12 protein-coding genes are annotated in these 12,802 nt (G+C 69.9%); 10 read left to right on the top strand and 2 right to left on the bottom strand.

Annotated elements, in window-relative coordinates; genetic code table 11:
* Positions 1-37: 37 nt before the first annotated feature.
* Both ACL02T_RS16710 and ACL02T_RS16705 read left to right on the top strand, forming a co-directional pair.
* Entirely contained in the window at positions 38-1,072 is a 1,035-nt protein-coding gene (locus tag ACL02T_RS16710) for an IS110 family RNA-guided transposase (protein WP_412831640.1), read from the top strand.
* A gap of 940 nt (positions 1,073-2,012) precedes the next feature.
* Positions 2,013-2,162: a hypothetical protein gene (locus ACL02T_RS16705; protein WP_412831639.1), complete on the top strand. Its 150-nt coding sequence runs from the start codon at positions 2,013-2,015 to the stop codon at positions 2,160-2,162.
* Between the two features lie 50 nt (positions 2,163-2,212).
* Here ACL02T_RS16705 and ACL02T_RS16700 read toward each other — a convergent pair whose 3' ends face one another.
* A complete protein-coding gene (locus ACL02T_RS16700) occupies positions 2,213-3,181 on the bottom strand; it encodes an aldo/keto reductase (protein WP_412831702.1) in 969 nt (322 codons plus the stop codon).
* A gap of 268 nt (positions 3,182-3,449) precedes the next feature.
* Between ACL02T_RS16700 and ACL02T_RS16695 the strand changes: the two genes are divergently transcribed.
* Together ACL02T_RS16695 and ACL02T_RS16690 are read left to right on the top strand one after the other, a co-directional pair.
* Positions 3,450-4,346: an alpha/beta fold hydrolase gene (locus ACL02T_RS16695; protein ID WP_412831638.1), complete on the top strand. Its 897-nt coding sequence runs from the start codon at positions 3,450-3,452 to the stop codon at positions 4,344-4,346.
* 46 nt (positions 4,347-4,392) lie between these two features.
* Positions 4,393-5,280, top strand: coding sequence for an alpha/beta fold hydrolase (locus ACL02T_RS16690; RefSeq protein ID WP_412831637.1), 888 nt, complete (start codon positions 4,393-4,395; stop codon positions 5,278-5,280).
* A gap of 97 nt (positions 5,281-5,377) precedes the next feature.
* On the opposite strand, the gene ACL02T_RS16685 is transcribed toward ACL02T_RS16690, so the two are convergent.
* Positions 5,378-6,784 carry a DHA2 family efflux MFS transporter permease subunit gene (locus tag ACL02T_RS16685; protein WP_412831636.1) on the bottom strand — a complete coding sequence of 469 codons (1,407 nt, stop codon included), beginning with the start codon at positions 6,782-6,784 and terminating at the stop codon, positions 5,378-5,380.
* A gap of 291 nt (positions 6,785-7,075) precedes the next feature.
* Between ACL02T_RS16685 and ACL02T_RS16680 the strand changes: the two genes are divergently transcribed.
* The 6 genes from ACL02T_RS16680 (at position 7,076) to ACL02T_RS16655 (ending at position 12,725) form a co-directional block, all read left to right on the top strand.
* Positions 7,076-7,489 (top strand): alpha/beta fold hydrolase, encoded by a 414-nt coding sequence (locus ACL02T_RS16680; RefSeq protein WP_412831701.1) that lies wholly within the window; start codon positions 7,076-7,078, stop codon positions 7,487-7,489.
* The gene (locus tag ACL02T_RS16675) at positions 7,486-7,845 is read left to right on the top strand and encodes an alpha/beta fold hydrolase (protein ID WP_412831635.1); all 360 of its coding nucleotides are present in this window, start codon (positions 7,486-7,488) and stop codon (positions 7,843-7,845) included. Before ACL02T_RS16680 ends, ACL02T_RS16675 begins: the two co-directional genes overlap by 4 nt.
* 219 nt (positions 7,846-8,064) lie before the next feature.
* Complete coding sequence (locus ACL02T_RS16670) at positions 8,065-8,781, top strand: IclR family transcriptional regulator (RefSeq protein WP_412831634.1); 717 nt, start codon at positions 8,065-8,067, stop codon at positions 8,779-8,781.
* Positions 8,782-8,958: 177 nt separating this feature from the next.
* Positions 8,959-10,476, top strand: coding sequence for a sugar ABC transporter ATP-binding protein (locus tag ACL02T_RS16665; protein WP_412831633.1), 1,518 nt, complete (start codon positions 8,959-8,961; stop codon positions 10,474-10,476).
* Between the two features lie 26 nt (positions 10,477-10,502).
* On the top strand, positions 10,503-11,555 hold the full coding sequence (locus ACL02T_RS16660) for an ABC transporter permease (RefSeq protein ID WP_412831632.1): 1,053 nt from the start codon (positions 10,503-10,505) through the stop codon (positions 11,553-11,555).
* Positions 11,556-11,672: 117 nt separating this feature from the next.
* Complete coding sequence (locus ACL02T_RS16655) at positions 11,673-12,725, top strand: sugar ABC transporter substrate-binding protein (protein WP_412831631.1); 1,053 nt, start codon at positions 11,673-11,675, stop codon at positions 12,723-12,725.
* Positions 12,726-12,802: the final 77 nt, after the last annotated feature.

Genomic DNA, 12,802 nt, shown 5'->3' with positions numbered 1-12,802 from the left:
TCGAGGTGCTTCGCGCCAACGATGTGGGGAGGCCCCGGTGAGCGAAGCATACGAGGGACGGCAGATCGTCGGGATGGATCTGCACCGGCGCCGGTCGGTGCTGGTGCGGATGACCGAGTCCGGGGAACATCTGGAGACGGTGCGGATCTCCAACGACCCGGAGTACCTGGCGCAGGTCATGGCCCGCGCCGGGGAGGACCTGGAGGTGGTGCTGGAGGCCACCTACGGTTGGTACTGGGCCACGGACACCCTCGCCGAGCTGGGCGCGACTGTGCATCTGGCGCACCCGCTGGGGGTGAAGATGTTCTCCCTTCGGCGGGTGAAGAACGATCAGCGCGACGCCGCGGATCTGGCCGACCTGCTGCGGATGGGGCGGTTGCCGGAGGCGTGGATCGCCCCGCCCGCGACGTGGGAACTGCGTGGGTGGGTGCGGCAGCGGGCGAAGCTGGTCGGGATCCGGTCGAACCTGAAGTGCCAGGTCCACGCCGTGCTGGCCGGCGCCGGGGTGGCGGTGCCGATGAGTGATCTGTTCAGCCCCGGCGGGCACAAGCTCCTCGCCGCCACCGCGCTGGCGGTCGGGTCGAGAGCGCGGGTGGACTCGCTGCTGCGGTTGATCACCGCGCTGGACTTCGAGATCGACACCTACGCCCGCCTGGTCGCCGGCCGGTTACGCACCGACCCCGGCTACCTGGCCATCCAGGCCGTCCCCGGGGTCGGGCCGGTCCTGGCCGCGGTGTTCGTCGCCGAGATCGGCGACATCAGCCGCTTCCACCGACCCCAGCAGTTGACCTCGTGGGCCGGGCTCACCCCGACCCACCGGGAATCCGACACCACCGTGCGCCGGGGTCGGATCACCAAGCAGGGCTCCCGGCTGGTGCGGTGGGCCGCGGTCGAGGCCGTGCAACGCGTCCCGGCCCACACCCGCCTCGGGCAACGCCGGGATCGGGTCGCCGACCGGCGGGGCCGCAACATCGGGGTCGTCGCCGCCGCCCGGGACCTGGTCACGCTGGTGTTCTACGGGCTCCGTGATCACCACATCCGCTGCCTGCACCCCGCCGCCGGTGCGGCGTGAGCAGGCCCGACAACGGGGTGGGCGCGGATCGTACGAGTCATGATCCCCGAGCCGGCTCGGCGTGATCGTCCCGTCTGATTGATCTCGCCCACCACCCTGTCTTGTCGCAGCGCACCATGGCGCCCGGCGTTGACTAGCCGGCGCGGCGAAGGGATGACCGACGACCCCTTTGGGGCTCGTCCACATCAAGCCGGGACCACGGCTTCGGCGCAGCACACACACCCCCGCCTCGATGGGCAGGAGCCACCGACACCTTGCGCGATCTCGCCAGCTGAACAGCATGCGCCGCTGTCACCGTAGGCGTCAGCCGTCGCCTCTTCGATCAACGCAGCCAACTCGACATCCCCTCCGCCCACGCCGCCGAGCCTACGGCCAGGCCCGCTCACCACAGGTGCAACCCGAGAGCTGGGGATCGCTCCCGCAAGACCAAACCGCCCAGGGACACCAGCCCCGTGCACACCTCAGCCCGGCCGAGCTACGCACTCACCTGTGGCATGAGTCCCGTCATGCCACGGGCTCGCAGTCGAAGACGATCACCACGACCCCGTTGAGCAGGGCCGGAACAGGTCGACAGCCTGCTGAAACAGTGTTTCTGTGAGTGCGCCGGGTCAACACGACTGAACGCACTGATCGAACATCCGCAGGTCTCTGACCTGCGAAAACAGTGGAGCCGCCTTGGGGAGTCGAACCCCAGACCTACGCATTACGAGGCAACCGGCGTGCGTCGCTCAGCCCTCTACCAGCACCGATCGCGCGGCTCACGGCACCCGACGCTCTGATCGACCACAGTGAACTCCTCACCCATGCCACGAGCCATGCCATCAACTGAACGCGGTTCAGACGATCGTCCTCCGGTCTCTCGGAGCCATCGACCTTCGGCGGCCTCGCTCGCGATGTCGGGCGCGGCGACCCGCCTCGTCGCCGTCGCGGTCAAGAACACGTGCGCCGCCACGAAGTCCTCGTCAGCTCCACCGGGTCGCACGACAACGTCCTCAAGGTCCGGCCGCCGATCGCCCTCGGCGAGGGCCACGTGCCCACGTTCGCGGACGCGCTGCGCGTCGCCCTCGCGGAGCTCGCGTCGTCCGGTTGAGCAACCATCCGGCTGGGTCACTCCGTTCGTCTCACGACCAGGCGCGGGCGTCATCCACCCAGGGCGTCGGCCCGCTCCTGCCCGATGTCGACAGCGTCCAGGACCGCCCGTCCGGTCTCGTCCAGCTCGACCGCCGTGGCACCGCAGGCGAGCCGCAGGTGCTTCTCCGAGGTCGCGCCGACGACGACGGTGGTCACGGCCGGTCGACCGAGCAGCCACACGATCGCCGCCTGAGACGCGGGCAGGCCGACGGACGCCGCGGCGGCCTCAAAGCGTCCGGCGGCCTCGATCTCGTCGTCGGAGAAGCCGCTCCCGCCCCACCGGGCGTGCCCGGCCCAGCTTCGCTCGGCTGCCGCGCGGCCGGCGAGCAGTCCCATGCCCAGCGGGCTATACGCCGCCAGCCCCATCCTCGCCCGTTCCAGCACGGGGACGAGATCGTGCTCGACGGAGCGGTCCGCAAGGTTGTAGCGCGGTTGGTGGACGATCGGCGCGTGCGTCCCGAGGGCCGCCGCCGTCGCCACCACCTCGGCCGTCTGCGCCCCGGTGTAGTTCGAGACGCCCCAGCTCCCGATGTCACCGCGATCGACGAGGTCGCTGAACACCGACACGGTCTCCTCGAGCGGCGTCTGCGGATCCGGCAGGTGGGCGTAGTAGACGTCGATCCGCTCGCGGCCCAAGCGCCGGCGGCTGACGGCCAGCTGCTCCTCGACGTGCTCGCGCGTCAGCAGGCCCCGCCACTCACTCGTCGGACGGGCCTCCCCGAGCGGCTCCCCGACCTTGCTCGCCACGACGACCTCGTCGCCCGCTCCGCGCAGGGCGCGGCCCAGGAGCTCCTCCGACGAGCCCCGGTCCTGCCAGCGCGGGACCCCGGGCCAGGCATACCCCGGCTGGTTCCCGTAGGAGTTGGCAGTGTCGAAGTAGGTCACTCCGAGGTCCCTCGCCAACCCCACCAAACCTGCCACGTCGTCCTCGCGTGGTGAGAGCCCGAAGGTGGCTGTCCCGAGCGCGACGCGGGACACCTCGACCCCCGAAGCGCCCACGGTGGCGTATTCCACGACTGGTCCCTCTCTGGTCTACGGACGGACGACACACCGCACCTCGCGGCCGCGGCCACGGCCGGGCTCCTCAGGCTCGACCCTCGGGCGGCCACGGCCCAGCCCGCTGTTCTGCCCAGCAAACCGGAGGCCCAGAAGTTCGCCGCGCGTTCCCCTGAGCGGACCGACGCGCGTCACCGGGGCCGGGCCGCCTTCCTACGCTCGCACCACGAGTCCCGAGGAGGCGCAGTACATGAGTTCGCCATCGCCGTTCGTCACCAGCAACGGCCTGACCGACCAGTCGGCCAGCCGGTCCGTGGTAGTCGACGGCACGCCGATGCACTACCACGACATCGGTGAGGGCGAGCCGATCCTGTTCCTGCACAGCTACGGTCCGGGGTCGAACGCCTGGATCACGTGGCACAAGGTCGTCCCGTACTTCGCCGCGCGCTACCGCTGCATCCTCATGGACCTGGTGAACTACGGAGAGAGCGGGCCGCGCGTCTTCCAGGAGCAGATCCACGGGCTGCACGCCCGGCAGGCCAAGGGGCTGCTCGACGCGATCGGGATCGACCGCGTCGACGTCGTCGGCAACTCCCAGGGCGGTCAGACGGCGTTCGCCTTCGCCTACACCTATCCCGAGCGGACGAAGAAGCTCGTATGGGGCGCGGGTCACGTCGGCACCAACCGCGGCTACCGCAACGAGTACCTGATGGCGATCGAGCCCGAGGAGGGCCTTCGCGCCACCCTCGAGGTGATCGAGGACCCGAGCGCGAAGAACTTCGAGCGCTACCTCAACGTGCACATCGACGACCCGGCCCTGGTGACCCCGGAGCTCGTCGAGTACGTGCGGGGCACCTACCTGTCACGCCCGGACATTCTGGAGGCGTCCGGCAAGAGCTTCTCGACGCCGCACGACCATGCCCCCGAGATGGCCGAGCTCGAGGCCGAAACCCTGATCATCTGGGGCCGCAACGACCGGATGTGCACGTTCGAGATCGGGATCAACGCGCTCAACCTGACACGCAACTCGCGCCTCGTCGTCCTGCGCGACACCGGGCACTGGGTCCCGTTCGAGAAGCCGGCCGAGTACGCGGCGCACGTGCTGTCGTTCCTCGACGGCTACCTGCAGAAGCCGGCCGCCGGCTAACCGCCTCTCCCCTGCCGTTCCACCCCTGCGAGCACAAGGAGTTCGAGTGACTGCGACGACCACCGGCGCCGAGGAGCTCGGCGCACCTCCCGGCAGGCTCGTGCCCGCCGGAGACTACGAGCTGTTCGTCTCCGAGGTCGGCGACGGCGGTCGCTCCACCGTCTTCCTGCACGGCGGCGGTCCCGGCTGCACGTCGTGGACCGACTTCGGGGTCGCCATCCCCTACTTCGACGACCGCCGGTGCGTGCTGGTCGACCTGCTGAACTTCGGCTACTCGAGCGCCGCGGAGTACCCGGCCGACAAGTGGGCGTTCCACGCGAAGCACGTGGCCGCCGCCCTGGAGAACCTCGGGATCGAGAACGCGGACTTCGTCTGCAACTCCCAGGGCGGTTCGGTGGCCCTCGTGCTGGCAGCCGACTACTCGCACCTCGTGCGCAAGGTCGTACTGAGCGGCAGCGAGCCGCTGTTCCGGGGGCGCGGAGCGCTCACCCCGGAGCTCGGCGACCTCATCGGGCAGCTGGTCACCGACTTCACCAAAGGTGAGGGCCCGACCCGGGAGAAGATCCGCGAGATCATGATCAAGCTCGAGTACTGGGACCCGGCCGCGGTAAACGAGACGACTCTCGACCTGCGCTGGCACTATCTGCAGCAGCCCGGCCCGGCGTCGACCTGGGGCAGCGGCAGCGTCCGTGCCGGTGACCCCGAGGATCTGGAAGCGCTTCTCGCCGAGGTGAAGCGCCGCGTGCTCGTGCTGTGGGGTCGTTACGACGTCTTCGGCACGCCGGCCTATGCGCTGTCCATCGCCGACGCCGTCCCCTACGGCGACGTGTTCCTCATGGACCAGGGCGGCCATCACATGGAGGAGGAGCGCCCGCAGGACTTCGCCGCCATTGTGAAGACCTGGCTCGACCTCCCGGCCGACACCAACCAGTAGTCCAACACCGGCAGCTCGACGACACCGTCCCGCCGGCACCGAGTCCCGGTGCCGGCGGGACGTTTCGTTTCCGCACAGGCGTCACGGGCCGGCGATCTCAGCCCGTCGGGGACCTCATGGTGTCGGCGGCCTCGGAGTCGAGGATGCGGGCGGCGGCGAGCGCCCCGAGGAGCGCGAATACCGCGGTGGCGAGGTAGGCCAGGCGGAAGCCGCCGCTCGCGAGCGAGGTCAAGAGGATCGTCGCAGCGGCGACGCCGATCGCGGTGGCGACCTGCCGGTTGACGTTGAGAATGGTGGACGCCGATCCCATATGCTCCGGACCGACCTGGGCGAACATTGATGCCTGCAGGGCGACCATCGCGCTGCCGTTGGTGAGACCGGCGAGGAACATCAGCCCGCACAGCACCCACATCGGGGTCGAGCCCCCGAACAGCGCCAGGCAGAGGCAGATCGCCCCCAGCAGGCCGAGACCGACGACGGACATCAGCCGCGGACCGAACACGTGATAGCGCCGTCCCACCGTCTGGGACGAGATGACCACACCGAAGGGGACCAGCGACATCACCAGACCGGCTTGCAACGGGGAGGAACCAGCCGTCTCCTGCAGGAAGATCGGCGTGATGAACAGGATGCCGCCGAGGAAGGTCGCCGTCTGGAACGCGGTGGCGATGTTGGTCTGCCGGAACAGCCGGCCGCTGAGCAGCCGCAGGTCGAGCAGCGGTGCGCTGCTCCGCAGCTGCACCACCACCGAGACGGCCAGGGCCGCAGGACCGAGGACGGCGAGCACGAGGACGGCGGGCGAGGCCCAGCCCCACTCGGGTCCCTGCGTCAGGGTCAGCAGCACCGCCGCGAGCCCGACCCCGGCGAGCAGGTAGCCCCGCAGCTCGAAGCGACCCGGGCGGCCCGGCGGGTCGCGCGGCAGACCGAGGGCGATCAGCGCCATCGTGGCCAGGCCGACGGGGAGGTTGACCAGGAACGCCCAACGCCACGAGAGGTGCTCGACCAGGAACCCGCCCAGCGGCGGGGCGAGGGCCGGCCCGACCGCTATGGGCAGCAGCAGCGTCCGGACGAGCCGCGCACGCAGCTCGGGTGGGTAAATGCGGTACAGCATCGAGGTCGCGACGGTCATAACCAGCCCACCTGACGCACCCTGGACGACGCGCAGGCCGATGAGCTCGGGCAGGTTCTGGGCGACCCCGCACAGCCCGCTCGCCACGGTGAACGCCCCGAGGGACACCTGGAACACCCGCCGGTCGCCGAACCGCGTCGCGAGCCACCCCGACGCCGGCATAGTGATCGCCAACGCCAGCACGTAGGCGAGCACGGTCCACTGCACCGCGGAGAGCCGGCTGTCCAGCTCGACCGTCAGCGTCGGAAGCATGACGTTGACGACGTGCGTGTCCAGCGCGCCCATGAGCAGGCTGGCCACGTAGGCGACGGCGACCGCCGCCCGAGCGGAGACCCGGCGTCGCCGGAGAGCGTCGATGGTCCTGGCGATCACCACCCCCGTAGATTTCGGACCTCGTCCGAGAGGGTCAACGCGCCCGGTTCGCTCACCGGAACCAGCGATCCGGACGGCGGCGAAGACCGCTGAGCGGACCGGCCCGACGGACGGGAAGGGCCGCATTCCCTAGCGTCACGCCCGCGACACACCTCCCGCCCGGCCCCGAGGAGCGCCTTTCATGACGACCACGACGATCGCCGAGTCCCTGGGTGCGCCCGCCGGACGCTTGGTCGCCGCCGGCGAGCACAAGCTGCACGTGGCCGAGGTCGGCGAGGGGGGTCGCCCCACTTCCTGCACGGCGGCGGCCCGGGGTGCACCTCGTGGACCGACTACTGGCCGACCATCCCGTACTTCGCTGCCGACCGGCGCTGCGTCCTGGTCGACATGCTCAACTACGGCTACTCCGACGCGGTGCCGTCGATGGCGAAGAACTGGACCTTCCAGGGCGACCACGTCGCACTGGCCCTGCAGGACCTCGGCATCGGGTCGGCGGACTTCGTCTGCGACACCGTCGGCGGCTCTGCCGCGCTCGCGCTCGCGGCGCGACACCCGGAGCTCGTGCGCCGGCTCGTGCTCACCGGCAGCGAGCCGATGCACCGCGGCGCGGGCCCGCTCACCCCGGAGCTCGGCGCGCTGACCCGCGAGCTCGTCGGCGGCTTCACCCAGGGCGAGGGCCCACCAAGGAGAAGATCCGCGAGATCATGATCAGGCTGGAGTACTGGGACCCGGCCGTCGTCGACGAGAACAACCTCGAGCTGCGCTGGTACTACATGCAGCAGCCCGGCCCGCACTCCACGTGGGGTACGGCCGAGAACATGATGAGCGGCACGCCCGAGGACCTCGAGGAGCTGATGCGGACCGTGCAGGCGCCGGTCCTCGTCTTCTGGGGCCGGCAGGACGTGTTCGCCACTCACGAGTACGCGAAGTCCATCGCGGACACCGTGCCGCACGGTGACTTCTACCTGATGGACAACGCCGGCCACCACATGGAGGAGGAGCGGCCCCGGGACTTCGCCGGACTGGTGAAGGCGTGGCTGGACATGCCCGTCGACGGGGAGTGACGACGCCGTGACTCGCCCCTCCTGACGAAACCTGCGGACCCGAGCGGGTCACGTAAATGGCATCTGAACGGGTGAGACTCTCTCCGGAGGTGATCACGGGCTGTGACTCCCCCCATCGCACGGCCCGACGACATGATTTCGATCGCCGAGGCGCGTGCCTTGACCGAACCGCAGCCTGCGGCAGGACATGACGAGCCTTCGCGCGCTGGCGCGGAGACCGTGGTGGACAAGATCCGCAAAGTCGTCGAGACGATCGCCCACCACGGTCCGATCGGGCTCTCGGCCCTCGCGCGCGAGGCCGGGGTGTCGAAGACCACGGTGCACCGGCTGTCGGGCGAGCTACTCGCCTGGGGCGTGATCGAACGGGTCGAGGGCCGGTTCGTCGTGGGCCGGCGCATGGCCGAGCTGGGCCAGCTGGTGACGCCCCGGGAGTCGCTCCGGGAGGTCGGTCATCCCTTCGCCGTCGAGCTGTTCGCCCAGTTCCGCCTGCCGGTGACCGTGTCCGTGCGGCAGGGTCTCGACGTCCTCTGCGTAGCCAAGATCTCCGGCACGGTCGACGAGGCGACGGGCTGGATGGGCGTCGGCACTCGCGCGCCCCTGCACTGCACGGCGGCGGGCAAGGCCATCCTCGCGTTCAGCCCGCCCGAGCTGTTCCGCGCCGTCGTGGCACGCCCCATGCGCGGGGTGACGCCGTTCAGCACCGTCGCGCCCACCAAGCTCGCGCTGCAGCTGCGCGACGTCCGCCGCGCCGGCTACTCCGTGGTGCGGCGGGAGGTCCACGTCGGGGCGAGCTCCATCGGGGTGCCGGTGATCGACCGGCACGGGACGGTCGTCGGTGCGTTCGCGATGCCGCTCCCGGCACGCCCCGAGCAGGCCGTCGAGCTGCAGCGCAGCATCAAGCAGCAGGCGGCGCGGCTGGCGGTCCAGCTCCCCTGAGCCGCGCGGAAACAACACCGACATGCTGTTTCCGGCACGCAAACCCTCACGTCGGAGGTCCGGCTAGCGGAACGCGTCCGGCACGCGCTCGAGGCGGGCCGACTCAGGATGTCCCCCGAGGGCAGGTCCTTCCACTTCGGAGACACTCCCTGGCCGCCGAACGAGAGGGGACACGAGATGACCGACAGCACGGCGCCTTTCATCCGGCTCACCGGGATCTCCAAGTCCTTCCCCGGCGTGCGAGCGCTCGACGACGTGTCACTGGACATCAACGCCGGCGAGGTGCACTCGCTCACCGGGGAGAACGGGTCGGGGAAGTCGACGCTGGCGAAGATCGTGAACGGCAGCCACCAGCCCGACGCGGGCACGATAGAGATCGATGGTGTGCCCACGGTGGTCACGAAACCGGCCAAGGCCCTCGCGCTGGGGATCGTGTCGATCAGCCAGGAACTGACCCTGGCGTCGTCGTTGTCGGTGGCGGAAAACATCTTCCTCGGGCGCATGCCGCGGACTCGCTGGGGGACGATGGACTGGGACCGGTGTGTGCGGGAGGCCCAGGCCGTCCTCGACGACCTGCGGGTACACGTTGACCCGCGCACTGCGGTGCGCGACCTCAGCCTCGAGCTGCAGCAGGAGATCGAGATCGCACGGGCGATCTCCAGCAACGCACGCCTGCTCATCCTCGACGAGGCCACGAGCTCGCTCTCCGAGGCCGCGACCGACCGCCTGCTGGAGATCGTCGAGGAGCAGCGCGACCGCGGCGTCGGGGTGCTGATGATCTCGCACCGGATGCCGGAGCTGTACCGCTCGTGCTCGGTCGCGTCGGTGCTGCGGGACGGCAGGCTGATGGGGACCGTGCCACTGCCGGAGACCCCGGAGGACGCCCTGGTGCGCCTCATGGTCGGCCGCGACCTCGCCGACTACTTCGGCTCCCGCGACGTCACCCCGGACGCCGTCGCGCTGAAGGTCACCGACCTGCACACCCTGGACGGCGCGCTGCTTCCCACCTCGTTTGAGGTCCGCCGCGGAGAGATCCTCGGCGTGGCCGGCCTTGTGGGGTCGGGCAAGGCGGAGCTCGGGATGGCCCTGGGCGGCGCGATCCCCTCCGAGGGCTCCGTTGAGGTCGGAGGCCGGGAGGTCTCCATCACCAACCCGCGTCAGGCCGTGAGCAACGGGGTCGGCTATGTCCCCGACGACCGGAAGGGTCAGGCGATCCTGCCGAACCGCAGCGTGGCCGAGAACTTCGCGCTTGCCTGGCGGGGCACACTGTCCAAGCTCGGCGTGCTGCGGGTCCGTCAGGAGGCCAAGCTCGTGCGGGACGGCATGACACGCTACGGCGTGGCCGCCACCAACGAGAACGTCAGGATCTCGACGCTGTCCGGCGGTAACCAGCAGAAGGTGGTGCTGGGGCGCACCTTCGCGCGGGGCTGCACCGTCTTCGTCCTCAGCGAGCCCACCCGCGGCATCGACGTCGGCTCGAAGAGCCAGGTGTACGCACTGCTGCAGGAGCAGGTCAGCAAGGGCGCCGCCGTCGTCTTGATCTCCTCGGAGCTCCCGGAGATCCTCGGCCTCGCCGATCGCGTCATCGTGTTCCACCGCGGCAGCGTCCACGCCGAGTTCGCCGCCGAGGGTCTCGACGAGGAGACCGTTGCCGCAGTTGCCGTGTCCGGGCGCCCGCAGCCCGCCGCCGCTTAGTCGCACCGCTCTCGAGAAGGATCGTCATGACTCTCTTGGACAAGGATCCCGTCCTCTCCGCGGAGACCTCGCCGGCGGACGTCGCGCCCGCCAGGCGCCGCCCGCGCCTGTCGCTCGGTCGCTTCACCGGAGTCGTCATCGCGCTGGTGGTGGTCTGCGTGTACCTCGCGCTGACCCAGCCGGTGTTTCTCAGCTGGGGCAACATCACCAACATCGTCGCGTCCAACAGCGTGATCCTGCTGCTGGCGCTGGGTGCCACCTTCGTGATCATCGGTGGTGGCTTCGACCTGTCCGCCGCGTCGGCGCTGAGCGCGACCGGCATGGTGCTCGGGCTAGCGCTGCAGGCCGGGCTCCCGGCCTGGGTCGCGATCGCGTCGCCGATCCTCGCGGGCCTGGTGATCGGCCTGGTCCAGGGCGTCCTGATCAGCTACGTGAAGATCTCCATGATCGTCGTCACGCTCGGGTTCATGTCGATCCTCGCCAGCTTCGCGCTGATCGTGAACACGGGCGCGACGATCAGCGTCTACGACACCCCGGGCTTCGACCCGATCTACCAGTTCGTCAACGGCACCGTCGGGCCGATCCCGCTGCTCATGATCTTCGACGCAGTCGTGCTCCTCGTGGCGGCGTTCGTGCTGCGCTACACCGCCTTCGGCCGCTCGCTGTTCGCCATGGGCTCCAACCCCGAGGCCGCGCGGCTGAACGGCATCAACACCGCGATGATGGTGCTGTTCGTCTTCCTTATCGCGGGCCTCGCCGCCGGGCTCGCGGGGATGGTCTCCGTGGGGCGGCTCACCGGCGCCGCCGCGGCATCCGACCCCACCCTGCTGATGACGGCGATCGCCGCGGTGCTGATCGGCGGTACCGCCTTCACCGGTGGCGAGGGCGGGGTGCTCGGCACGATGATCGGTGTCCTGTTCCTCGGCGTGATCCAGAACGGCATGACGCTGAGCGAGATCCCGGCGTTCTGGCAGGGCACCGTGAACGGCGCCATCCTCATCCTCGCGGTCGGCATCGGTGTCCTGCGTGATCGCGGGATCCGGCTGCGACGCAAGGCCATCACGACCAAGGTCGGCTGAGCGGACCTCCTACCTCGGCCCGTGGCGATCCTGCGCCGCGCACCGGGCCGGCTGCACGACCAGATCGATCCGAAGCGCTCCCACCGCCCGGTCCCCGAACCACATCTGGAGATTCGCGTGAGAAAGACACTGGCCGCAGCGGCCGCAGCGGGTGCCGCCCTGGTGCTGGCACTGACGGGCTGCAGCTCGTCGACCGCACCCACCACCTCCGGGAGCGGCTCGGCCGCCTCGGGTACCGGCGACGGCAGCTTCAAAGCCGGGACCAAGTTCGGCTACGCGGCCCCGGTCGCCGCCCAGCCGGGCCAGCAGCAGTTCGACTCGGGCGCGAAGGCCGCGTCGGCGTCGGTCGGCTGGGAGTACACGATGTACGACTCGAACATCAACCCCAGCACGCAGATCTCCAACATCACCACGATGATCCAGCGGCAGATGGACGTGGTCGGCTCGTGGACGCTCGACCCGGGTGCGACGGTCGGCATCTACAAGCAGGCGGAGAACGCGGGCATCCCGATCGTCGGCGTCAATTCCGAGGGCGAGGGGATCTCGGCGACCCTCTGGCAGGAGTCCTCGACCTGCGCGCCCGGCGGGCCCATGGAACAGTCCGCCGCGCTGTACGCCAAGGCGCACCCGGGTGGTGACATCATCACGGTGGGTCTCGACGGCGTCCCGTCGATCGACGCCGTGGTGAAGTGCTTCACCGAGGCGGCGAAGGCGGCCGGGCTGAATATCGTCAGCCACGTGTCGAACACCACCGACCAGGCGGCGGGCGCGCAGAAGCTCGTTGCCGACCTGCTCACCCGCTACCCGGACGTCGGCGGTGTGTGGGCGTACAACGACGCCTCGGCGCTCGGGGCCTCGGCCGCCGTGATCGCGGCAGGCAAGACCGTCTACGACATGAGCAACGACGGGGTGGTCGTCACCGGTTCCAACGGTGACGCCGACGCCGTGAAGGCGGTCCAGGAAGGTCGCCTCACCGGCACATGGGACCCCAACAACCCGGAGGCTGGGTGGCTGTTCGTGAAGCTGGCCAACGAGGTCCTCAACGGTACGGCGCCGAAGAACACGGTCCTCAAGTCGACGTTCGTCACCAAGGAGACGATCGGCCAGTACGTGCCCCCGGCCGACCGGCAGATCACCTTCGACACGCTGGACTACACGACGTCGAACTGAGCGCGCCCGATCCACGCGGACGCCCCTCGGTGCTCCGGCACCGAGGGGTGGCCGTGCGTCCGAGAGCAGGAGATCCC

Origin of the sequence: Pseudonocardia oceanicola, from assembly GCF_047200735.1 — a bacterium.
In the GTDB taxonomy this organism is placed as follows: domain Bacteria; phylum Actinomycetota; class Actinomycetes; order Mycobacteriales; family Pseudonocardiaceae; genus Pseudonocardia.
This window is presented reverse-complemented; position numbering and strand designations above follow the sequence as displayed.